The sequence below is a fragment of the Candidatus Microthrix parvicella Bio17-1 genome (assembly GCF_000299415.1).
In the GTDB taxonomy this organism is placed as follows: domain Bacteria; phylum Actinomycetota; class Acidimicrobiia; order Acidimicrobiales; family Microtrichaceae; genus Microthrix; species Microthrix parvicella.
This window is the reverse complement of sequence record NZ_AMPG01000004.1, coordinates 137234-159785: the sequence shown is the minus strand read 5'-3', so window position 1 is coordinate 159785 and position 22552 is coordinate 137234. Positions and strand designations below refer to the sequence as shown.

Sequence of the window (22552 nt, the reverse complement as noted above, 5' to 3'; positions counted from 1 at the left end):
GGGCTTAGAACTCCACCTGCACGTTGGCCCGGCTGGTCTCGTCGGCCTGGAAGTACGCCCGCTCGGTGAAGCCCATCTTCTTGGCGATCAGGTTCTGCGGGAACGACTGGATCTTGGTGTTGTAGGTGCGCACGTTGTCGTTGAAGTACTGGCGCGAGTAGGCGATGCGGTCCTCGGTCTCCGACAGCTGACGCTGCAGGTCGAGGAACTGGCTGTTGGCCTTGAGGTCCGGGTACGCCTCGGAGAGGGCAAACACCTGCTTCAGCATGCCGCTGAGCACGCCCTCGGCCTCGGCCTGTGCCTCGGGACCGGTGGCTGCCACCGCTGCGTTCCGTGCGGCGATGACGCCCTCCAGCGTCTCCTTCTCGTGCGTGGCGTAGCCCCTCACCGTCTCCACCAGGTTGGGGATCAGGTCGTGACGGCGGTTGAGCTGCACATCGATCTGGGCAAACGCCGACTCGATCTTGTTGCGCAGCTTGACCAGGCCGTTGTAGGCGCCCATGAGGTAAAGGCCAAAGCCCACCGCCAGCACAACGATGATGATCACGAGAGCTATCAGCACCTTCATCGGCGCCTCCTTGTCGAGAGTCACCCATACTAGTTGGGGCCACTGCCGGCAGCGTCCGACGGGCGACAGCCGGCGCCCGCCTCAGCCGTCACCCGCCGGGCCCCGGGCCACCGGGATGCCGTGCAGCGCCTCCCACACACCGTCGGCAACCGCGTCGGGCAGCCAGCTGAACGCCCGCAGTTCGCCCGGTTCCGCGGCCCGCAGTTTGGCGATACCGCCGGCCTCGGCCAGCAGCCGCTTCTTGCGGGTCGGTCCCAGACCGACCACGTCGTCAAGCACCGAGGCGGTCGACCGCTTCTCGCGCAGCGTACGGTGATAGCCGATGGCGAAGCGGTGCGACTCGTCCCGGATCCGCTGCAACATGAACAGGGCGTCCGACCCCCGAGGCACCTCCATCGGCTGCTCCGAGTCGGGCACGAACACCTCCTCGAACCGCTTCGCCAGCGCCGCCACGGGGATCTCCGAGTCCAGGCCCACCGACTCGAGCGCCCGCACCGCCGCGGCCAGTTGGCCCTTGCCGCCGTCGACCAGCAACAACTGGGGTGGATACTGAAATTTGCCCCGTTCCGCCAGGGGCAGCTCACGATCGGCAACATAGGCCTTGAGGCGCCGGGTGACCACCTCCTCCATCGCCGCAAAGTCGTCGGAGTCACCCGCGTACCGCCCGCCGACGGTGCGCACCTTGAAACGGCGGTACTCGCTCTTCTTCGGCAGGCCGTCCTCGAGCACCACCATCGACCCCACGTAGTCGGTGCCCTGCAGGTGGCTCATGTCGAAGCACTCGATGCGCAGCGGCGCCTCGGGCAGGTCCAGCGCCTCCTGAAGTTGGTGAAGCGCCTTGGCACGGCTGTTGTGGTCCGAGCCCCGCTTCAGCCGGTGGCGGGTGAAGGTGTCGGTGGCATTGCGGTTGACCGTCTCCAGCAGTTCCCGCTTGTCGCCGCGCCTGGGGACCCGAATCTCCACGCTGGTCTCACGTCGCTCGCTGAGCCACCGGGTGAAAATGTCGACGTCCGCCGGTTCGGCCGGCACCACGACCAGGCTGGGAAGGCCAACGACCGGGTCGTCGGCGTAGAGCTGCTCGATCACCTCGGCCATCGTCTCCGAGGTGTCGAGGTCCAGTGCCTTGTCGAGGATGAAGCCGTTGCGGCCAACCACACGTCCATGGCGCACGTGGAACACCTGGGCGGCCGCCTCCAGTTCGTCCTCAGCCAACCCGACCACATCGAAGTTCTCGTTGGTGGGTGCCACCATCTGCTGGCGTTCGATCGCCTTCTCCACGCTGGCCAGCCGGTCGCGCAGGCGTGCCGCCGCCTCAAACTCCAGCGCGGTGGCCGCGTCGTTCATGCGCCCACGCAGGTTGTCGAGCACCGGCTGGGTGTCGCCCTCGAGAAACCTGGACAGGTCGGAGAGCATCGCGTCGTAGTCGTCGCGGCTCACCTCCCCCACGCAGGGTGCCGAGCACTTCTCGATGTGAAACAACAGGCAGGGACGGCCGCCTGCCGCATATCGCTTGAACTTGCCGTCGGTGCACGTGCGGATGGGAAAGGTGCGCAGCAGCAGGTCGAGCGTCTCGCGGATCGCATAGGCGTGGGCGAACGGCCCGAAGTAGCGGTTGGGCTTCTTGCGTTTACCCCGCATCACCATTGCCCTGGGCCACTCGTCGCCCAGCGTCAAGGCCAGGTACGGGTACGACTTGTCATCGACCAAGCGCACGTTGAAGCGCGGCCGATGGGTCTTGATCAGGTTGTACTCCAGCATCAAGGCCTCGACCTCGTTGCGCACCGTGATCCACTCGACCGTCTCGGCGGCCGCCACCATCTGGGCGGTGCGCACGTGCAGGCTGCGAGGGTCGGCGAAGTAGTTGGAGAGGCGCTGCCGGAGCGACTTCGCCTTGCCGACGTAGATGATGCGGCCCTCGGCGTCACGAAACTGGTAGCTGCCCGGCAGGTCGGGAATCGTGCCGGCGGGGGGACGCTCAACCATCGGGGCCCAGCCTACGACCCACCCGCGACGGCGCGTTGGCCCCGCTCAGGAGTCGCCGGGATGTGGGGAGGCGGCTTCGACCAGTTCGATTGCCGCGGACAACGCCTCCGCATCGCCGTCGTCACCCCGGTCGCTCACCCCCGGCGACAGCGCGTCGGTGGGAAGGCGGGGCCCAACGACGACTCCCGCCTTGCCCAGGCCCAGGCGGCCCAGCCACGACGAGGGCTTGGGAAGGGACCCGAACTCGTCGCCATCGAGGAACTCCGCCGCTCGTGCGTACCCGGCCTCGATGAGATCGTTGGTGCGGCTGAAGTCGTCGTATCGCAGTTCGGGTCGGCTGCCCGTCGGCAGGATGACCACCTGCGTTCCGTTGGGGATGTTGGAGAGATCGCGCATAAATCGGTGGTTTCGGGCAATCCAGTAGCCCAGCAACGCTCCGTCCACCGGGCGGCGAATCGTCGCCTCGGGCCGCCCGTGCAGGCCGACGTGCAGCACATAGACCCGCTCTGCGCCCAACTCGACCGCCCGCGAGATCGGCACGTTGTCGATCACGCCACCGTCGACGTACCGTCGCCCCTCCAGCGTGACCGGCGGGTACACCGCCGGCAACGCCGCAGATGCAAGGATCGGCTCGATCAGTTCGCCCGACCCAAACCACCTGCTGACGCCGGCCACCAGGTCGGTGGCGACGCACTCAAAGCGCACCTTGAGCGACTCGAAGGAGTCGTGGCTGCCGAGGATGGTGTCGACCAGATTTCGCAGTCCCTCGTTGGAATGCACCGACTCGCCTTTGCGCAGCAGCTGAACCAGCCCCGGCATGCGGCTCGTGGGCATGAGGGAGGCACCCGTGACGGCCAGCCACTGGGACTCCATCCGCCGAACCCCGGCAAGGGTGGGATCGGCCGCATACGCGGCGCCGTTGAGGGCACCGACGGAGCAGCCCAGCACCAGGTCGGGCGTGATCGAGCGTTCGGCCATGGCCCGCAACATGCCGACCTGGACCGAGCCCAGGTTGCCACCACCGGACAACACGAAGGCCACCCGCGGCTCCCTTCGACGTCGCGGCTTCGGCGGGGTCGACATGCCGTCGGCGGCGACGGCCGGATCGGGCTCGCGTCGCTCCTTTGAGCCCTTCGGCCGGGGAACCCAGGTGGGGATTTTCATGGCACCCGCAACAGGCGGACCGTGTCGGTTTTGCGCACCCCGGAGCCGGAGCCCCACACGACCGCCACCAGGTCGCCCGAGCGCACCTGCCCGGTGTCGCGCACCCGAATTGCCAGATCGTCCACGGCCATGTCGTCGTCCCGGGCGGGGGCGACCATCGGCGTGACCCCCCAGCTGAGCGCCAACTGGTTGACGGTTCGCGTCGATGGCGATAGCCCGATGATTCCCATCGACGGACGGAACCGGGCGATCGAGCGCACCGTGAACCCGGTGTCAGACACGCACACGATGGCGGCCGCATCCAGCTCGGTGGCCGCCCGCCAGGCGGCGCCGCTGATCGCATCGGTGATCGAACTCTCGGGCGAGGTGGCAGTGTTGCGCCGCAGATCCCGAATACCCCGGGGCCAGGCCTGGTAGTCAAACTCGGCGTCAGCCCGTTCGGCGATACGCGACATGGTCGCCACCACCTCCACCGGGTCGTGACCAACGGCGGTCTCCCCCGACAGCATGACCGCCGAGGTGCCGTCGAAGATGGCGTTTGCGACGTCGGTGATCTCGGCCCGCGTGGGTGCCGCCGAATGCACCATCGACTCCAACATCTGGGTGGCGGTGATCACCGGTAGGCCCGACGCGATGCAGCTGCGGATGATCCGCTTCTGGAGGTGGGGCAGCTCCTCGATGCCACACTCGATGCCAAGGTCGCCCCGTGCCACCATGATCGCTCCGGCCACCTGAAGGATGCCGTCCAGGTTCTCGACGGCGGCGCGGGTCTCGATCTTCGCCACGATCAGCGGCCCACGCGGCGGTGGTTCCACCCCGACCCGACGGATGTCGTGGGCGGAGCGGACGAAGCTCAGGCCGATCATGTCGACGCCCTCCTCCACCAGCGCATCCAGAAAGTAGAGGTCTTCCGCGGTTGGCGATGACATGGTGAGGCGATCGGACGGGATGTGTAACCCCGGGCGGCCCTGCATCAGCCCTTCCCCATGGACGGTCGCCTTCAGCTGCGCACCGTCGTTGGAGCTCACCGTCAGCGACACCCCGCCATCGCCCAGCGTCAGCACGTCGCCGGGCCCCACGTCGTTGATCAGGAGCGGGTAGTCAACCCACAGGCCGTCGGGGCCCGAGCGCTCGCCGCCGGGGGCAACGCTCACCGTGTCGCCCTCGTGAAGCTGCAGCCCGCCATCGACGAATTCGCTCAGGCGCACCTTGGGCCCGGGCAGGTCCGCCAGAATGCCGACCGCACGACCCGCCTCCGACGCCAGGCGCCGCACCTGACGCATGCGTTCGATCGCCTGGCTGGCGGTGCCGTGGGCCAGGTTGAGCCGAAACACGTCGCATCCGGCTTCGATCATGGCCCGTACGGTCTCGTCGGACTCCGATGCGGGACCGAGCGTGGCGATGATCTTGGTGCGACGGGGCATGGACCCAGCCTACCGACCGGGTCCGGACGCTCTCCCCCGGGCTGCACGCTCTGGTGGCCCCTCGGTGTCGGGGACTAGTTCAGGAGGGCCCCAAGGCGTTGCGACTCGCCGCGCCAGCGCGCCGCGTGCTTGGGATCATCGCAGGACTCGGCCAGTTCGGCGCACACCCGCGAGGCGTCGGCCCAACGGCCAAGCCTGGTCAGTACCACCGCCAGTTCCTGGCGAGCCTCGGTCCCCGACTCGCAACAATCGGCCAACAGCGGCAACACCCAGGCCAGCCCTTCAAGTTGATGATGACGACCGTACGCGATGCGCAGGTTGGCCAAGGTGCGCACCAGCATCACCCGATGGTCCACGGTGCGCAACGACCCGGGAGGCAGCGGACGACCCAGCAGCCGCACGTGGAGGCCGCCAACCTGTGCGATCGAGAGCTCCCTGCCCCCATCGAACGGGTCGAAGTAGCGGCGGACCCCGGCGTCATCGCCGCGGGTCTCAGCCAGTAGAAAATGGCCCGGCATGCCCACGCCGGCCAGCGGTGCACCGCAGCGTTCCGCCACTGCGAGGGCGAGCGCCGCAAGCGACAATGGAATTCCCCTCCGACGATCGAGCACCTGATCAAGCAGCGAGTTGCGGGGGTCGTAGTAGTTGCGAAGGTTGGGCTGAAAACCGTCCTTGCCGAACAGCAGGCCGCACAGCCGTGCCGGGTCGGAGCTGCCGTACCGGGCAGCCAGCGCATCGAGCTGAACGGTGACGGCCTCGGCCTCCACGGTTGGGTCGGCGTGGGTGGCGATGGCGATCAACCCTCGCTCCAGCCGCCCGCGGGATGGGGCACCAGTGAGTTCATCCTGCAACCGGAGCGACGCATCCACTCCGTCAAGCTACGGCGCGACCTCAGCGGCTGCGACGCGACTCCTGCCGGCGCCCACCACCGGCGCCCTGCGGGTCCAGTCTCGACCGGGCCGCCCACATGCCGACCGCCCCGACGACGGCCAACAGGGCCGCGACCGACCAGGTCAGCGGGTAGCCCGCGCGTTCGGAGACCGGGCCGAGCACCAGCGGACCCAACGTGGTGCCCACATAGATGCCGGTCTGGCTCACTCCGGTTGCCCGGCCGGGTTCCCCGGGCCTGGCCCTGACCACGGCCAGGTTGAACACCCCCGGCCAGGCCCAACCGGCGCCGTAGGCCACCGGCAGAGCCAGCCAATGCGCAGCGGGCGCCCGGATACCGAAGACGACCAGTGCCAGCGAGCCCACCGCCAACATCACCGCGACCCAGCCGAGGATTCGCCGGGGCGAGGCCAGGGTGTGGTCGGCCCACACGCCCGTCGCCACCCGCCCGGCGATGGCAAAGGCCGAACCCACCGATGCAGCCAGCCCGGCCGTTCCGAGCGCCATGCCGGCATTGCGTCCCGACTCGACAAAGAACCCTCCCAGCGCCACCGCACTGGCCGATCCGAAGGCGGCCGACGCCGCAACCAGGATCAATGCGCGGTCGCGGCCACCGGTGGGTGGTGGGCTCGTGGTGACCGCCCCCTGGCGGATGCCGACGTCGGGCACCGGTACCGCAGGTGGCCAGTTGCGGCCGGCCTGGAGCGCGACGGCAGAGCAGCCCGCACCACAGGCGGCCACCACGAACGCCGACCTCCAACCCAGGTTGAGCACCAGCGTTGGCAGCAGCAGTCCGGCCGCCATGGCCCCGCCCGGATTGGCCGACTGCTTGACCGCAAACGCCAGGCCGTGGCGATCAGGAGGCAGGTAGCGGGCCAGATACACGTTGGCGGCGATCTGGGTGAGGGCGTTGCACGCTCCGCCCACCATCATGGCGATCGCCAGCAGGGTCACCGAACGAACCCCGGCCGCCACCCCTGCGGCCACGATGGCCAATCCGACCAGGCCGATCTGCAGCGTCGTGATGGGCCCGACCGAATCGGCCAGTGCCCCGGCTTTGCGGGAGACCAGGGCCGACACGGCGAAGAAGGCCGCCATCAACAACCCGGCGGTCGCCTCCCGGTACCCCAGTTCCGAACCCATGGGCCCCACCAGCGCACCGATGAGAAAGACCGGGAGGATCGAGGCGACGATCGCCGGCAGCAAGGGTCCCAGCCGCCGCGCGACGGGGGTCGTGGCGCCGGGCCGCGGTGGCACGCCCTGGGTCGTCGAGATGGTCCGGTCGCTCACCGAAGCACTGTGGCACCGCCGGCCACGCGGACGGGCATCGGTTTCGCGCCTCTGGGAGACTGCCCGTGTGACCAGAGCATCCCGCCAGCCCCATCCGTACCTCGCGCTCCCCGGGCCTCATGCAATCGCTCACCGTGGTGGTGCCTCCGAGGCTCCGGAGAACACGATGGCGGCGTTTCGACACGCGGTCCGGGCCCGGTACCCCTACCTCGAGACCGACACGCACGCCACCGCCGACGGCGTGCTCGTGGCCTTTCACGACGATCATCTGGACCGGGTGACCGATCGGGAGGGCCCCATCGCCGAACTGCCGTATTCCGAGGTGGCCAAGGCACGGGTGAACGGTCAGAGCATCCCGTTGCTCGAGGAACTCCTGGAGGAGTTTCCCGAACAGCGGTTCAACATCGATGCCAAGTCGGACGCTGCTGGGGCACACCTGCCGGCCCTGCTTCGTCGGACCAACGCCCTGGCCCGGGTCTGCCTCGCCTCGTTTTCTACCGAGCGGCTGGTGCGCCTGCGTCGCGAACTTGGCGACAAGGCCTGCACCGCGGCGAGCCCACGCGAAATAGGTCAGTGGCGGGCCGGTCGCGTCGGCACGGGCTTCAACGTGCTCCAGGTGCCGACCACACACAAATCCATTGAACTCGTCACGAGAAGGACGGTTGCGCGTGCGCACCGGGCGGGTGTGCCCGTGCACGTTTGGACGATCGACGATCCCCAGGAGATCGAGCGTCTGCTGGACCTGGGCGTCGACGGCATCATCACCGACAGCCTGGAAAACCTCACCACCGCCTTGGACCGGCGGGGCCAGTGGCATCCGACGTTGTGAGCCCTTTACATGGGTCCGCGGTCCCGTTGAGCGCCCACGCCCACGGCGTCCTGGTGCTGATCGCCACCCCGATCGGTGATCCCAATGACCTGACACCATCGGCCCGACACGAGCTGGGGCGGGTCGATGTGCTGGCATGCGAGGACACCCGCCGGACGCGCCGGCTGCTCGCCGCAGTCGACATCACGGCCCCGCGGCTGCGGTCGGTGCGCCGAGAGAACGAGGCCTCGGCTGTGCCCTGGGTGCTCCGGCAACTGGAAGCCGGCCTACGTGTGGGGCTGGTCAGCGACGCCGGGCTGCCGGGCATCTCCGATCCCGGTCAACGCCTGGTGGCCGGCGTTCGCGCCGCCGGCGGTGAGGTCCGGGTGGCGGCGGGCAGGTCGGCGGTGTCGGAGGTGGTGGCCCGACTGCCATGGGTGGATGCCGGGTTCGTCATGGAGGGCTTTCCGCCCCGCTCGGGCGCCGCGCGGGGTCGGGTGATCGAGGCGATCGCCCGCCGGGCGCTGCCGACCGTGCTTTTCGAGAGCCCCAGGCGGGTCGAAGCCACCCTCCGCGACCTGGCCGACGCCTGTGGGCCCGACCGAAGGGCGGTGATCGCAAAGGAACTGACCAAGACCCACGAACGGATCATCCTGGGCACGCTCCGCAGCCCCATCGGAGGGCCACGAGGGGAATACGTGCTGGTCGTGGATGGGGCCGTGACAACCACCGGCCGCTGAGTCGGCGGCGACCGGTGTCCGGCGACACCCATGTTGTGGGGACCCGACCATCGAGCGAAGCGACGGGTCTCGCCGGTGCAGCTAAGGTGACGCCGCAGTGTGGAAGATGTCACTTGCCGGCTCCGGAATTGGGGGGGGCCGACATGGCGCCCAAGGAGGGACGAAACGCTTGAAACGTCGTCTGAGTTCGTTCATCACGTCCGCGTTGGCGTTGTCCGTGTTGGCCGGGAGTCTCGCCGCATGCAGCCCGCCGCCTGCCGCCAACAAGTTGGTCTATGGCATGGAGGCCGAGAACGACCAGGGTTGGTGCCTGCCCGAAGCGCAGATGACCACTGCCGGCATGCTCACCATGCGGTCCATGTTCGACCCGCTGACCGTTCCCAACGACAAGGGTGAGTACGTTCCGTTCCTCGCCAAGGCCGTGACGCCCAACAAAGACTTCACCGAGTGGACCATCACGTTGCGGGAGGGCGTGAAGTTTCACGACGGCTCTCCGCTGAACGCCGTCGTGGTCAAGAACAACCTGGACGCGTTCCGCGGTCAGTATCCGGCCCGTCAGCCGCTGCTGTTCCTGTTCACCTTCATGGACGTCGCCGACGTGAGCGTGAAGGACGAGTTCAACGTGGTGGTCACCACCAAGGTGCCGTGGCGCGCGTTTCCTGCGTTCCTCAACCTGTCGAACCGTTTCGGCATCATGGCCCAAAGCCAGTTGGACGACCCCAAAACCTGCGACACGAAGCCCGTGGGCACCGGACCGTTCATGATCGAGGACTGGAAGCCCGGCAACCGGCTGCTGCTGAAGAAGAACCCCAACTACTGGATCAAGGGCTACCCGCTTTTGGACGAGTTGGAGTTTCGGCCCATGCCCGACCCCGACGCTCGGCGAAATGCGCTGCTGGGCGGCGAGATCGACGCCATGCACACCTCCGACGACCTCGCCGTCGACGACTTCAGGCCGGAGGTGGCCGGTGGCAACGTCAACATGTACGACACGCTGAAGTTCACCGAGCTGAGCTACGTGATGTTGAACACCTCCAAGTTGCCGTTCTCCAACAAGAACGCCCGCCTGGCCCTGGCCTACGGCGGGGATCGCAACGCCATCAATCAGGCCGTGTACGCCGGCTTGGCCGAACAGCGGGAAGGGCCCTATCCCAAGGGCAGCCCCGGCTACCTGCCCGACCCCGGATTCCCGAAGTACGACCCCAAAAAGGCTCAGGAGTACGGTCGGAAGTACGAGGAGGAAACCGGTCAACCACTCGAGTTTGAACTCTCGATCATCCCGTCGGTGGTGGCCCTGGGGCAGTTGTTGCAGCAACTCGGCAAGGACAGCGGTATCACCATCAAGCTGAAACAGATGGACCAGGCCCAGCTGATCAACGGAGCCATCAACGGTGATTTCGACGCCATGGTGTTCCGCAACCACCCCGGCACCGAGCCCGACCTGCAGGCGGTGTGGTGGACCGACGGCCCGGTCAACTTCCCCCGATTCAACGCCAAGGACGACCAGGGCAACTGGCTCCAACCGGGCGGCAAAAAGATCAATGACCTCCTGGTGGAGGCACGTTCCGAGCCGGACCAGGCAAAGCGAACCAAGTTGTACGAGGAAGTGAACCGCACGTTTGGTGCAGAGGCGTTCAACATCTGGGCGTTCTCGTCCCATTGGGCGGTCGTCACGGCACCCGACGTGAAGGGCATCCTCGGCGCCAACAATCCCGACGGTTCGCCGCCATTTCCCGGCCTGGCCACCGCCCACCCGCTGTATGCGATGTGCCGAGAGGGCGTTTCGTGCCCACCAGAGGCCGAGGTGGATTCCATCCCAGTCGACGTCGAGACCGTCGGATAAGGAGCCCGAAGACCGTGTGCCCCCCTCGTTTCCGTCATCCTCACGCCCAGGAACGCCGCTCATGACCAAGTTCGTGTTGACCCGCCTGTTCCAACTGGTGGTGGTGGTGCTGGTCGTCACCTTCGTGACCTCGGTGGTGATGTCATTCCTGCCGGGCGATCCGGTGAAGGTGATCGCTCCGTTCGCCGACAATCAGCAGCGAGAGGCCATCAGAGCCGACCTTCACCTCGATGATCCCGTGCCGGTGCGCTACGTGAAATGGCTGGGCGGCTTCGTCACCGGCGACCTGGGCAACTACTACACAGTGTCGTCCACCCGACCGGTCGCCGACCGCTTCTGGCCGGCCCTCCGCACGTCGGCGATCCTCATGCTGTGGGCCCAGTTTCTCGCCTTGGCGATGGCGGTGCCGGCGGCGATCTGGTCGGCCTCCCACGAGGGAGGTTTCGCGGACCGCGCCATCTCCAACTCCGCGTACGCGGCGCTGTCCATACCCGGGTTTGCGCTCACCCTGTTACTTGCCTACTGGCTGGGCGTGAAGTGGCAGGTGTTACCGCCCAGCGGCTGGCGTGACCCCTGGTACGACACGGTCGGGCACCTGAGACGCGTCATCGTTCCGGCGTTCGCACTGTCGCTGGGCCCCGCCGCCATCTACATGCGGCTGTTGCGCACCGACCTGATCGCCACCCTGCGCCAAGACTTCATCACCATGGCCCGCGCCAAGGGGCTCACGCCCCGGCGCATCATGTGGCGCCACGCGCTGAGGGCGTCGTCGATCACGCTGCTGACCGTTGCCGGCCTGTCGGTTGGCACCATGATCGGCTCGGCCCTGGTGGTCGAGGTGATCTTCGGGATCCCGGGGCTGGGCACCTTGACCGCCGAGGCGATCATCGGCCTCCAATACGGCGCGCTCCAAACCTACGTGGCGGCGATGGCCATCCTGTTCGTCGTGGTGAACATCGGCGTGGACATTCTGTACGGCGTGGTCGATCCGAGGATTCGAAATGTCTGATGTGACGACACCCACCATGAACGCCGTAGGAGGGCTTGATCCGGCTCATGCCGAAGAACTGCCCCCCGCCGACGAGAAGCACGGCCTGGGCCTGGGCGCCTGGCTCAGTATCGGCTGGCTTGCCTTTATCACCCTGGCGTCAACGCTGGCCCCGCTGTTCCTTCCGGACCCCGAGGCGGTCAACCCGTTGCTGTCCCGTAACGGGCCCAGTGGCTCGGCGTGGTTGGGTTACGACGCCACCGGACGAGACATCTTGTCCCGGGTGATCAACGGATCGAAGTGGACCCTGCTCATCGCTCTTGGCGCCGTCCTCATCGGTGTGGTGGTCGGAGGGTTTCTTGGCCTGGTGTCCGGCTACTTCCGGGGCGGGTTCGACGCCGTCCTCTCGCCCAGCTTCAACATCATGCTGGCGTTCCCGCAGTTGGTTCTGGCACTGCTGCTGGTCTCGGTCTTTGCCAACGGCGCCGATGATTCCGTTGCCAAGCGGATCTTCGTACTGATCGTGGCGCTCGGAATCATCGCCATACCGCTGTTGGCCCGCATCACCCGGGCCAACACCATGGCGTGGGCCGACCGAGACTTCGTGATGGCCGCCAAAGCCATGGGCGCAAAGCCGTGGAGGGTGCTGTTTCGGGACGTGCTGCCCAACGTGGTTCCCGCGATGATGGCCATCACGCTGCTGGCGGTGGGGGTCGCCGTCGTGGCGGAGGCCGGCCTGGCCTTCCTGTCGCTCGGGGTCAAGCTGCCCACCCCCTCATGGGGCAACATCATGGCCGAGGGAAAGCTGGAACTTCGACGGGTGCCGATGATGGTGATCGCTCCCACGATCTGCATCTTCTTTACCGTCATGTCGCTGAACTTTCTCGGCGACGTCATCCAGAAACGCTTCAACGTGAGGGAGAGCCTCCTGTGAGCCCCGCCACCCAAGCCACCGCCACCGACGAGCCGGGCACCGCTTCGGGCAACGCCGGTGACGACCTGACCGCAACCTCGAAGTTGTTGGAGGTCACCGACCTTCGTACCTCGTTCCGTTCCCCGAGGGGCCTCGTCCGCGCAGTCGACGGCCTCAGCCTGTCGGTGGAACGGGGCAAGACGCTTGGCCTGGTGGGCGAGTCCGGGTCGGGAAAGTCGGTCACCAGCCGGTCGATCATGGGGCTCACCCCTCGGCGCAACACCGAACGGTCGGGCACCGTGCGGCTCCTCGGACGCGACATCACCGACCTGTCCGAGGGGGAATACCGCAAGTTGTGGGCCACCGAGATGGCCATGATCTTCCAGGACCCGATGACCGCTCTGAACCCGGTGATGAAGGTGGGCAATCAGATCGCCGAAAGCATGCGGGTGCACCTGGACCTGTCAAAGAGCGAGGCCCGGGAGCGCACCCTGGCGCTGTTGGAGGCGGTCCGGATCCCCGAACCCCACAAGCGCATCGACGTCTACCCCCATGAGATGTCAGGCGGCATGCGCCAGCGGGTCGTCATCGCGGTGGCGTTGGCGTGCGGCCCGAAGCTGCTGTTCGCCGACGAGCCCACCACCGCACTCGACGTGACGGTTCAGGCCCAGGTGCTCGACCTGTTGGCCGAGCAGCAGCGCGAGCGCTTCATGGGCATGATCCTGGTGACCCACGACCTGGGTGTGGTGGCGTCACGGGCCGACGAAATCGCCGTGATGTACGCCGGTCGCATCGTGGAGCGTGCCCCCACCAGGGTGCTCTTCCGCGAGATGAAGATGCCCTATACCGAGGCGCTGCTGGCCGCCATCCCCAAGCTGGAGATGGCGTCGCACACCCGCCTGGTGGCCATCGGTGGTCGGCCTCCCGACCTGGTGAATCCGCCGGAGGGTTGCAGCTTCAGCCCGCGGTGCCCCTACGTGCAGGACCGATGCCGCACCGAACAGCCCGAACTGCAGGAGAGCGCCACCACTCCCGGCCACTTCTACGCCTGTCACTTTCCAGTCGGCTCACCGGAAAACGATGAGATTCGGGTGCAACTGCGCAAGGCCGGTGTGTCGCTGCCAGGCGACCAGTTGGCCGACAGCCCGACGACTGCCCCAACACGAAACCCTCAGGCGTCGGTGCGTGAACAACTTGCCGACACCGCAGATCAGGCCCAACAACAACGTTCAGAGGAGGCCTGACATGGCCGGTTCCGGAACCGCCCATCTGCGACCCGCCGACGAGGTACTCCTTCGGGTTGAAAATCTCGTGATGGAGTTTCCCGCCAAGGGCGGCCGCCGGGTGAACGCCGTCTCCAACATCAGCTTCGACGTGGCACCCGGCGAAACCCTTGGTCTGGTCGGCGAGTCGGGTTGCGGCAAGTCGACGACGGGCAAGGCGATCATGCAGTTGCCACCCCCCACCCGCGGGTCGGTCACCCTGGACGGCACCGACCTGACCGCGTTGAAGGGCGAGGCGCTCCGAGCCACCCGTCCCACGATGCAGATGATCTTCCAAGACCCCATCTCGTCGCTCAATCCTCGCCGCACCGTCACCGATATCGTCGCCGAGCCGCTCAACATCTGGAAGACGGGCACCGAGGCCGAGCGCTTGGCGAAGGCGTCCGCCACGCTGTCCGACGTCGGCGTCGACCCCGAGGCGGCCGGCGAACGCAAGCCGCACGAGTTCTCCGGCGGTCAATGTCAACGCATTTCGATCGCCCGGGCCGTCATCACCGACCCCAAGCTGATCATCTGTGACGAGCCGGTGTCGGCACTGGACGTGTCGGTGCAGGCACAGATCCTCAACCTGCTCGAGGAAATGAAGCAGCGCTATGGCCTGACGCTGGTGTTCATCGCCCACGACCTCGCCGTGGTGAAGAACATCTCCGACCGGGTGGCGGTGATGTACCTGGGGAAGATGTGTGAGATCGGCCCACCCGATGCGCTGTACGACGCACCTGCGCACCCCTACACCCGGGCGTTGATCTCCTCGATCCCGGTGCCCGATCCCGACGTGCCCCAAGACATCGAGTTTCGCCTTGAGGGCGAACTGCCCTCCCCGATCACACCCCCCTCGGGATGCCGGTTTCGCACCCGCTGCCCACTGGCCCAGGAGATCTGCAGCCAGGCCGAGCCACAAATGGCACGGGTCGACGATGACCACTGGGTGGCCTGCCACTTTCCGCTCACGGAGACCAAGGTGGATGCACCCACCGTCAAGGCCTGAGCAGCGACGGTCGGGGTGGACGCGCCGACAGCCTGATAGTCGCTGCGATGACGCCTGACCCACCCCATCCCGCCGACACCCATGGCACGATCCGGGTGCACGGCGCACGGGTCAACAACCTGGCCAACCTCAGCGTCGAGCTCCCCAAACGACGCCTCACCGTGTTCACCGGCGTCTCCGGGTCGGGCAAGAGTTCCCTGGTGTTCGGCACGATCGCCGCCGAATCCCAGCGGCTGATCAACGAGACCTACAGCGCCTTCGTGCAGGGGTTCATGCCCACGATGGCACGGCCCGACGTCGACCTGCTCGAAAACCTGACCACCGCGATCGTCGTCGATCAGGAGCGCCTCGGAGCCAACCCACGATCGACGGTGGGCACGGTGACCGATGCCAACGCCATGCTGCGCATCCTCTTCAGCCGCTTGGCCACTCCACACCTCGGCTCTCCCCAGGCCTACTCCTTCAACGTCGCATCGATCAGCGGATCGGGTCGGGTGCGCGTCGAAAAGCAGGGGCGCACAACCAGCGAGGCCCGCAGCTTCTCGATCACCGGCGGCATGTGTCCGCGCTGCGAGGGCATGGGCGCCGTCGACGACATCGACCTGACCGCCATCTTCGACACCACCAAGTCGCTCAACGAGGGGGCGATCACCGTCCCCGGCTACAGCATGGAGGGCTGGTACGGCCGCATCTACCGCGGCTGCGGCTGGTTCGACCCGGACAAGCCGATCGGCGAGTTCAGCGATGCCGAGTTGGACAAGCTGCTCTACAAGGACGCCACCAAGATCAAGGTGGAGGGCACCAACCTCACCTACCTCGGCCTGATCCCCCAGCTCCGAAAGACGATCCTGTCCAAGGACGTCGAGGCCATGCAGCCCCACATCCGCCGATTTGTCGAGCGGGCGGTGACGTTTACCACCTGCGCCGAATGCGCCGGCACCCGACTGGCCGAGGCCACGCGGCTGTCCACCATCCACGGCCTGAACATCGCCGAGCTGTGTGCGATGCAGATCGGCGACCTCGCCGGTTGGGTCGGGCGGCTCGACGAGGCCTCGGTTGCGCCGCTGCTCACCGGGCTTTTGCACCTGCTCGATTCGTTCGAGGACATCGGGCTCGGATACCTCAGCCTCGATCGTCCCTCGGGCACGCTGTCGGGCGGCGAGGCACAACGGGTCAAGATGATTCGTCACCTCGGATCATCGCTGACCGACGTCACCTACGTGTTCGACGAGCCCACCGTCGGGCTCCACCCCCACGACGTCGCACGCATGAACTCGCTGCTGCTGCGTCTGCGGGACCAGGGCAACACCGTGCTGGTCGTCGAGCACGACCCGGAGACGATCGCCATCGCCGACCACGTCGTCGACCTGGGGCCCGGTGCCGGCACGGCGGGTGGCGCGGTCACCTACGAGGGCACCGTCGAGGGGCTGAGATCCAGCGACACGGTCACCGGGCGCCACCTCGACGACCGTGCGGTCCTCAAGTCGACGGTGCGGACGTCGAGCGAGGCGCTGGAGATACGCGGTGCCAACTCGCACAACCTGGTCGACGTCAACGTCGATATCCCGCTGGGAGTGCTCGTCGTCGTCACCGGCGTCGCCGGGTCGGGAAAGAGCTCGCTGCTGCACGGATCGTTGGCGGGCCGGGACGGGGTGATCGCCGTGGATCAGGGTGCGATCAAGGGGTCGCGCCGCAGCAACCCGGCCACCTACACCAAGGCGCTCGACCCGATCCGCAAGGCCTTCGCCACGGCCAACGACGTCAAGCCGGCGCTGTTCAGCGCCAACTCCGACGGTGCCTGTCCCGAGTGTAAAGGCGCCGGCGTCCTCTACACCGACCTGGGCGTCATGGCGGGCGTGGCCACCCCGTGCGAGGTGTGCGAGGGCAGGCGGTTTCAGGCGGAGGTGTTGGAGTACACGCTGGGCGGAAGGAACATCGCCGAGGTGCTCGCCATGCCGGTCGCCGAGGCGGAACGGTTCTTCGGCGGGGGCGGCGAGGGTCACAGCGACGGTGACGCCACGACACCTGCGGCGCAGAAGATCCTTGCCCGACTCGTCGACGTCGGGCTGGGGTACCTCCGCCTTGGTCAACCGCTGCCGACCCTGTCCGGTGGCGAACGTCAGCGACTCAAGTTGGCCACCCATCTGGGCGGGCGGGGCGGCATCTTCGTGCTCGACGAGCCGACCGCCGGGCTCCACCTCGCCGACGTCGAGCACCTGCTCGGCCTGCTCGACCGGCTGGTCGAGTCGGGCAGGTCGGTCATCGTGATCGAGCACGACCAGGCGGTGATGGCCCACGCCGACTGGATCATCGACCTCGGCCCCGGCGCAGGTCACGACGGAGGCCGGGTGGTGTTCGAGGGCACGCCCGCCGACCTGGCTGCCGACCAGAGCACCCTCACCGGCCGGCACCTGGCCGCCTACCTCAACACCTGAGCGGCGATTCAGGCAGTCACATCTCGACGACGGTCACATCTCGACGACGGAGCGGAGCACCTCGCCGGTGCCCATTTTTGCGAACGCCTCCTCGACACCGTCGATGCCGATGCGCTCGGTGACGAAGGCCTCCAACGGAAATCTGCCCTGCAGGTACAGGTCGACCAGTTCTGGGAAGTCACGGCTGGGCAGACAGTCGCCGTACCACGACGGCTTCAGCGCCCCGCCCCGACCGAAGAAGTCGATCATCGGCAGTTCGGGCATCACCATGTTGGGGGTGGGCACGCCCACCTGCACCACCGTGCCCGCCAGATCCCGGGCGTAGAACGCCTGCTTGAGTACCTCCGGGTGGCCGACCGCCTCCACCACCACGTCGGCGCCAAAACCACCGGTGGCCTCCCGAATGGCCTCGACCGCGTCCACCGCAGACGCGTCCACCGTATGCGTGGCCCCGAAGCTCTTGGCCCACTCCAGCTTCTTCGGGTCGCGGTCGACCGCCACGATGGTGGTGGCACCGGCCAACGCAGCTCCGGCGATCGCAGCGTCGCCCACGCCGCCGCAACCGAACACGGCCACCGAGTCGCCCCGGCCGACCTCTCCGGTGTTGACGCTGGCGCCGAAGCCGGCCATGACCCCGCAACCGAGCAGGCCTGCGACCGCCGGGTCGGCGGCAGGGTTCACCTTGGTGCACTGCCCGGCCGCCACCAGGGTGGCCTCGGCGAATGCGCCGATGCCCAGGGCCGGCGACAGTGGCGTGCCATCGGTGAGCGTCATGGGCTGAACGGCATTATGGGTGTTGAAGCAGTACTGAGGCCTGCCCTTGGCGCATGCCCGACACTCGCCGCACACCGCCCGCCAATTGAGCACCACGAAGTCGCCCACCTCGACCTCGGTGACGCCCTCGCCGACCGACTCGACGACGCCGGCGGCCTCGTGGCCGAGCAGAAACGGAAACTCGTCGGAAATGCCGCCCTCGCGGTAGTGAAGGTCGGTGTGACACACCCCGCAGGCCTGCACGGTCACGCGGGCCTCGCCGGGGCCGGGGTCGGGCACGACGATGTCGGTCACCTCCACCGGTGCACCCTCGCTGCGCGCAATCACTCCACGAACGGTCATCGACATCGCTGTGCCCCCTCGGCCTGGTCGGTGACCACCGACGATACTCGGCCGGGCCGGGTTCACCTGGCCCTCGCGACCGGACCCAACCCTCACCCAGGCAACGGCGTATCCGCGGCCTGCCAGCAGTACCAGGCCACCAGCGACCTGTAGGGCCGATACGGCTCGCCAAGCTTCGGCATCTGGTGCACCGACGGTGCCGAGACGTCGTGCGCCCTGGCCCATCCGGCCCGCACACCCACATCGGCGCAGGGCCACACGTCCGGGCGGCGCAGGGCACCGATGAGAAACATCTGCGCCGACCATTCGCCGATACCACGCACGCTGGTGAGCCGCTCGATGACCTCGGTGTCGGGTAACGACCCCAGGCGGCCCAGGCGCAGGCGCCCGTCGAGCACCCGGTCGGCGAGGTCGTGCACCGCCGCAACCTTGGCCCGCGACAGACCGGCGCCGCGCAGTTCGGCCTCGCCGGTGACCCGTATCGCACGCGGCTCGACGGGTGCCCCAACCACCGCCTCCACGCGCCCCCAGATGGCCGCCGCCGCCGCACCGGCCAGCTGCTGATAGGCGATCATGCGCGCCAGCGTGGCAAACCGCTCGCCGGCCGGGATGGGCCGACCCCATGCCGGCGCTCCGTGTCGGTCGATGAGCGCATCGATCTCGGGGGACCTGCCTCGAATGGCATCGATGCCCTCATAGACCCAACGAACCGCTCGTGCCATGGTGCGAGCCTTCCACTCAACCCGGTCGGTCCACCACTGCGGAACGAACGGCGCCACCGGTACGATCCGGTCATCGTTGACGAACCCACCATTGCGCCCGGCGCTGCACCCGTCCTTGGTTCGAGCGGGATGGACCCGCACGTTCCGACGCTGTTCGACGCGATCGCCTCGCACCGCCCAACCGCCGCCGCCATTCGAACACGCAACCACACCACCACGTGGGCGGACTTGGCGTCCCGTACCGATGCGCTCGCGGCGGCACTGGCGGCCACCGGGATCGGTCGTCGCTCCACAGCAGACGATGGTCCGGCCCAACCGTGGGAGTGCCCCAACCCACGCGTGGCCCTGTACCTCCACAATCACCCGGCCTACCTGGAGGCCATGGTCGGTGCGTGGAAGGCCGGGGCAACAGCGATGAACGTCAACTACCGCTACCGCGCCACCGAACTTGTCGACCTCCTCAATGACGGCACACCGGAGGCGATCGTGTACCACCGGTGCTTCACACCAACGCTGCACGAGGTACTGACCCGGCTGCAGATCGTGCCCAGGTTGCTGGTGTGTGTGCCTGACGAGTCCGACCACGACCTTCTGCCGGGTGCGATCCTGTACGAGGACCTGCTGAGGGCGGCCGGGCCGCTGGACAACGAGGTGCGACGCCAATGGAGTCACGAGGACCGGTACCTGGTGTACACCGGCGGCACCACCGGCACGCCAAAGGGGGTGCTGTGGCGCCAGAGCGATTTTGCGGTCTCGGCGCTGGGTTTCGCCCCGGCAGCGCTCAGCCGGGGGGTCACCGAGTGGGCACGCCGGTTGCCGCCGGACGGCCCGGCCACGTTGCCTGCTCCCCCGTTCATGCACGGTGCCGCCCATTGGAACGCACTGGCCGCATGGCTCAAGGGCGGCACCGTCGTCCTGCCGGAACATCCTGAGCGATTCGATCCCGACGCGGTGCTCGATGCCGTGGAGTGGGGTGCCGCGTCGGCGCTGATCATCGTGGGGGATGCCTTCGCTCGTCCCCTGCTGGAGGCCGACCGAGGGCGTCACCGCGAGCTGGCCTCGCTGCGTCACCTGCTGACCGGCGGCGCAACCCTGTCGCCGGCGGTCAAGGCACAGCTCATCGAACGGTGGCCGCACCTCACCGTGGTGGACGTGCTCGGCAGCTCGGAGTCGGGGAGACAAGCCGTGCACAGGCATCGTGCAGTCACAGCCGTGCACAGGCATCGTGCAGTCACAGCCGTGCACAGGCATCGTGCAGTCACAGCCGTGCACAGGCATCGTGCAGTCACAGCTCGTGAGGCCGTACCGGACGCCCGGGTCTTTCAGCCCGACGACGCCACGGTCATCCTCAACGAATCGGTTTCGGCGATCATCGAGCCACCGGCCGCCGGCGAGCAGTCGGAGGTCGGATGGTTGGCCCGGCGGGGTCGGGTTCCGCTGGGGTACCTCGGCCATCCACAACGCACGGCGGCAACGTTCCCGGTACTCGACGGGCAGCACCTGGCCGTCACCGGGGACCGGGCCCGGTACACCCTCGCCGGCGACGACCAACTGCGGATCGAACTGCTGGGTCGCGAATCGGCCTGTATCAACACCGGAGGCGAAAAGGTGTTTGCCGAGGAGGTTGAGGTCTGCCTCAACCGGCACCCGGCGGTGGTCGACCTGCTGGTTGCCCCGGCCGTCGACGAGCAGTTCGGTCAGGCGGTCGGAGTCGTGGCGGCCCTGAGGCCCGGTGCCTCGGTGAACCTGGACGACCTTCGGCAGTTTGGACGCCTGTCGTTGGCCGACTACAAGCTGCCTCGACGCCTGGTGGTGGTGGACGAGGTGGTGCGCTCTCCAAGTGGCAAACCCGACTATCGCTGGGCTCGGAGCCAACTCGACCGATGAGCGGCGGTACGCTCGTGGCCATGAGGGGCCCCGAGCGTGACGCAACCGGCTCCCGGAAGTCATCAAGCGACCCGGTGCTGGGCATGTTCCGGCGACCGAGCGGCTCGCGATTTCGGCGTTCGTCAGATGTGCTGATCGAGCCGAAGGAGCACGGGCGCCTGCGTGCCGCTGCGCTGGCCGCCGAACTGGCAACCGGAAAGCGGGAGGAGACCTCCGCCGACGCCCACCGCAGCGTCCTGTTGCGCGTCGGCCGGATGACGTTGGGCTTCACCGTGATGCTGGTCGGTGTCATCATGCTGGTGATTCCAGGTCCAGGGTGGCTGGGCATCGCCGCAGGTCTGGCGATCCTGTCCAAGGACGTGGTGTGGGCCGACCAGGCCCTGCACTTCATTCGCGAGAAGATCCCGGGCGTACCCGCCGACGGGCGGATCCCCCGCTCGACCTGGCTGGTCATTGGGCTGTTGACCGCGTCGGGCATCGCGGTTGGGATCTACCTCAAAACCGGTGCATGAGCGGTCGGCCCGGTGCGTCTCGTCGCCCCGGCGACAGCGTGGAGCGTGCCGCCTGGCCACTCGACCGTGCCATGGATTTGCAGGCCACGCTGGGCCGACTGCGCGGAGGCTCCGCTCCGACCCGATGGCTCCGAGCCGACCGTGCGTTGTGGGTGGGCAGCCGGCGATCGGGTCCGGCAACGTTGGGGCTTCGGATCGTCGACGACTCGGTCCTGGCGGTGGCCGTGGGCGACGGCGCTGCCGAGGCGCTCGACAACGTCCCCACGCTGATCGGGCTGGACGATCACCATCGACAACTCTTCGAGGTCCACCCTCCTGCTCTGGCACGGTTGGCCCGCCGACGCACGGGCTTTCGGATGGGAGCCACCGGCGACCTCTCCGGCGCCTTGTTTCCTGCCGTGCTGGGCCAACGGGTCACCGCCGGAGAGGCCCACGGATCGTGGACGGCGTTGTGCCGCGACCTGGGCGAAGGCGCCCCCAACGACCCCAGCCTGAACGTGCTGCTCGGCGAGGCCGAGCTGCCGACGCTGTTGGTTCCGCCCCAACCCAGGGTGTTGGCCCGACTGGCCGCGCATGAGTTACACCGCTACGGGGTGGACCGCTCCCGGGGCGACCTTCTCGTGGGTCTGGCTCGGCGGGCAGCGACCATCGACGCCCTGGTGACGCTCCCACCTGCCGACGTGCGCCGGCGCCTGATGACCCTGCCCGGGGTGGGGCCCTGGACGGCGTCGATCGCCACCCGCGTGGCACTGGGCGACCCGGATGCCGTGTTGATCGGTGACCTGCATCTGCCATCGACCGTCGCCTGGGCGCTGGCCCGCGAGGAGCGAGCCGACGACGACCGCATGCTGGAGTTGCTTGCGCCCTATGCCGGCAACCGGGCAAGGGTTCAGCAGTTGATCAAGTCGACCCGTATTCGGGCGCCCCGCCGAGCCTCCAGGTACAAGCCTCTCCCCATCGCCTCCATGTGATCCACAGCAGCTCACAGGCCGTCCCCAAG

At 67.7% G+C, this 22552-nt stretch carries 19 protein-coding genes; 11 read left to right on the top strand and 8 right to left on the bottom strand.

Annotation, left to right across the window (positions count from 1 at the left end):
* Positions 1-4 precede the first annotated feature (4 nt).
* From MPARV_RS0116475 to MPARV_RS0116445, 6 genes are all read right to left on the bottom strand, one after another.
* Positions 5-568 carry a LemA family protein gene (locus MPARV_RS0116475; protein WP_012229326.1) on the bottom strand — a complete coding sequence of 188 codons (564 nt, stop codon included), beginning with the start codon at positions 566-568 and terminating at the stop codon, positions 5-7.
* An 81-nt stretch (positions 569-649) separates the two neighbouring features.
* Positions 650-2551 (bottom strand): excinuclease ABC subunit UvrC, encoded by a 1902-nt coding sequence (gene uvrC, locus MPARV_RS0116470; protein WP_020379048.1) that lies wholly within the window; start codon positions 2549-2551, stop codon positions 650-652.
* 45 nt (positions 2552-2596) lie between these two features.
* Positions 2597-3715: a patatin-like phospholipase family protein gene (locus MPARV_RS23015; RefSeq protein WP_012229324.1), complete on the bottom strand. Its 1119-nt coding sequence runs from the start codon at positions 3713-3715 to the stop codon at positions 2597-2599.
* The gene (gene pyk, locus MPARV_RS0116455) at positions 3712-5139 is read right to left on the bottom strand and encodes a pyruvate kinase (RefSeq protein ID WP_012229323.1); all 1428 of its coding nucleotides are present in this window, start codon (positions 5137-5139) and stop codon (positions 3712-3714) included. The genes MPARV_RS23015 and pyk overlap by 4 nt, the downstream gene beginning before the upstream one ends.
* 74 nt (positions 5140-5213) lie before the next feature.
* On the bottom strand, positions 5214-6008 hold the full coding sequence (locus MPARV_RS23010) for a transglutaminase family protein (RefSeq protein ID WP_012229322.1): 795 nt from the start codon (positions 6006-6008) through the stop codon (positions 5214-5216).
* Between the two features lie 22 nt (positions 6009-6030).
* Positions 6031-7317, bottom strand: coding sequence for an MFS transporter (locus MPARV_RS0116445; protein WP_012229316.1), 1287 nt, complete (start codon positions 7315-7317; stop codon positions 6031-6033).
* Positions 7318-7384: 67 nt separating this feature from the next.
* On the opposite strand from MPARV_RS0116445, the gene MPARV_RS0116440 reads away from it, so the two are divergent.
* The 8 genes from MPARV_RS0116440 to MPARV_RS0116405 all read left to right on the top strand — a co-directional run bounded on the left by MPARV_RS0116440 (position 7385) and on the right by MPARV_RS0116405 (position 17315).
* Entirely contained in the window at positions 7385-8146 is a 762-nt protein-coding gene (locus tag MPARV_RS0116440; RefSeq protein ID WP_031278950.1) for a glycerophosphodiester phosphodiesterase family protein, read from the top strand.
* A 26-nt stretch (positions 8147-8172) separates the two neighbouring features.
* A complete protein-coding gene (rsmI, locus tag MPARV_RS0116435; protein ID WP_020379046.1) occupies positions 8173-8865 on the top strand; it encodes a 16S rRNA (cytidine(1402)-2'-O)-methyltransferase in 693 nt (230 codons plus the stop codon).
* 169 nt (positions 8866-9034) lie between these two features.
* Positions 9035-10708 carry an ABC transporter substrate-binding protein gene (locus tag MPARV_RS0116430; protein WP_020379045.1) on the top strand — a complete coding sequence of 558 codons (1674 nt, stop codon included), beginning with the start codon at positions 9035-9037 and terminating at the stop codon, positions 10706-10708.
* A gap of 61 nt (positions 10709-10769) precedes the next feature.
* Positions 10770-11717, top strand: a complete 948-nt coding sequence (locus MPARV_RS0116425; RefSeq protein ID WP_012229311.1) for an ABC transporter permease — start codon at positions 10770-10772, stop codon at positions 11715-11717.
* Positions 11710-12630 carry an ABC transporter permease gene (locus MPARV_RS0116420; protein WP_020379044.1) on the top strand — a complete coding sequence of 307 codons (921 nt, stop codon included), beginning with the start codon at positions 11710-11712 and terminating at the stop codon, positions 12628-12630. The genes MPARV_RS0116425 and MPARV_RS0116420 overlap by 8 nt, the downstream gene beginning before the upstream one ends.
* The gene (locus MPARV_RS21600) at positions 12627-13853 is read left to right on the top strand and encodes an ABC transporter ATP-binding protein (protein ID WP_012229309.1); all 1227 of its coding nucleotides are present in this window, start codon (positions 12627-12629) and stop codon (positions 13851-13853) included. Before MPARV_RS0116420 ends, MPARV_RS21600 begins: the two co-directional genes overlap by 4 nt.
* A 1-nt stretch (position 13854) precedes the next feature.
* Complete coding sequence (locus MPARV_RS0116410) at positions 13855-14880, top strand: ABC transporter ATP-binding protein (protein WP_012229307.1); 1026 nt, start codon at positions 13855-13857, stop codon at positions 14878-14880.
* A gap of 47 nt (positions 14881-14927) precedes the next feature.
* Positions 14928-17315 carry an ATP-binding cassette domain-containing protein gene (locus MPARV_RS0116405; protein WP_020379043.1) on the top strand — a complete coding sequence of 796 codons (2388 nt, stop codon included), beginning with the start codon at positions 14928-14930 and terminating at the stop codon, positions 17313-17315.
* Between the two features lie 33 nt (positions 17316-17348).
* Here the strand turns inward: MPARV_RS0116405 and MPARV_RS0116400 are convergent, their stop codons facing one another.
* Together MPARV_RS0116400 and MPARV_RS0116395 are read right to left on the bottom strand one after the other, a co-directional pair.
* Positions 17349-18437, bottom strand: coding sequence for an S-(hydroxymethyl)mycothiol dehydrogenase (locus tag MPARV_RS0116400; protein WP_012229305.1), 1089 nt, complete (start codon positions 18435-18437; stop codon positions 17349-17351).
* A gap of 86 nt (positions 18438-18523) precedes the next feature.
* Positions 18524-19294, bottom strand: coding sequence for a DNA-3-methyladenine glycosylase family protein (locus MPARV_RS0116395; RefSeq protein WP_157789693.1), 771 nt, complete (start codon positions 19292-19294; stop codon positions 18524-18526).
* Between MPARV_RS0116395 and MPARV_RS0116390 the strand changes: the two genes are divergently transcribed.
* Genes MPARV_RS0116390 through MPARV_RS0116375 form a run of 3 tightly spaced genes read left to right on the top strand, consistent with a single transcriptional unit; the run spans position 19283 to position 22523 of the window.
* On the top strand, positions 19283-21040 hold the full coding sequence (locus MPARV_RS0116390) for an AMP-binding protein (protein ID WP_020379041.1): 1758 nt from the start codon (positions 19283-19285) through the stop codon (positions 21038-21040). The genes MPARV_RS0116395 and MPARV_RS0116390 overlap by 12 nt on opposite strands.
* Before the next feature lie 20 nt (positions 21041-21060).
* Positions 21061-21552 carry a PGPGW domain-containing protein gene (locus tag MPARV_RS21595; protein ID WP_157789692.1) on the top strand — a complete coding sequence of 164 codons (492 nt, stop codon included), beginning with the start codon at positions 21061-21063 and terminating at the stop codon, positions 21550-21552.
* Positions 21549-22523, top strand: a complete 975-nt coding sequence (locus MPARV_RS0116375) for a DNA-3-methyladenine glycosylase family protein (protein WP_020379039.1) — start codon at positions 21549-21551, stop codon at positions 22521-22523. The genes MPARV_RS21595 and MPARV_RS0116375 overlap by 4 nt, the downstream gene beginning before the upstream one ends.
* Positions 22524-22552 lie beyond the last annotated feature (29 nt).

Coding starts and splice junctions, on each gene's coding strand:
- MPARV_RS0116410 (WP_012229307.1), top strand. CDS start 13,855: ATGGCCGGTTCCGGAACCGCCCATCTGCGACCCGCCGACGAGGTACTC.
- MPARV_RS0116425 (WP_012229311.1), top strand. CDS start 10,770: ATGACCAAGTTCGTGTTGACCCGCCTGTTCCAACTGGTGGTGGTGGTG.
- MPARV_RS0116420 (WP_020379044.1), top strand. CDS start 11,710: ATGTCTGATGTGACGACACCCACCATGAACGCCGTAGGAGGGCTTGAT.
- MPARV_RS0116375 (WP_020379039.1), top strand. CDS start 21,549: ATGAGCGGTCGGCCCGGTGCGTCTCGTCGCCCCGGCGACAGCGTGGAG.
- MPARV_RS23015 (WP_012229324.1), bottom strand. CDS start 3,715: ATGAAAATCCCCACCTGGGTTCCCCGGCCGAAGGGCTCAAAGGAGCGA.
- MPARV_RS0116390 (WP_020379041.1), top strand. CDS start 19,283: ATGGACCCGCACGTTCCGACGCTGTTCGACGCGATCGCCTCGCACCGC.
- MPARV_RS0116405 (WP_020379043.1), top strand. CDS start 14,928: ATGACGCCTGACCCACCCCATCCCGCCGACACCCATGGCACGATCCGG.
- uvrC (WP_020379048.1), bottom strand. CDS start 2,551: ATGGTTGAGCGTCCCCCCGCCGGCACGATTCCCGACCTGCCGGGCAGC.
- MPARV_RS0116475 (WP_012229326.1), bottom strand. CDS start 568: ATGAAGGTGCTGATAGCTCTCGTGATCATCATCGTTGTGCTGGCGGTG.
- MPARV_RS0116400 (WP_012229305.1), bottom strand. CDS start 18,437: ATGTCGATGACCGTTCGTGGAGTGATTGCGCGCAGCGAGGGTGCACCG.
- pyk (WP_012229323.1), bottom strand. CDS start 5,139: ATGCCCCGTCGCACCAAGATCATCGCCACGCTCGGTCCCGCATCGGAG.
- MPARV_RS21595 (WP_157789692.1), top strand. CDS start 21,061: ATGAGGGGCCCCGAGCGTGACGCAACCGGCTCCCGGAAGTCATCAAGC.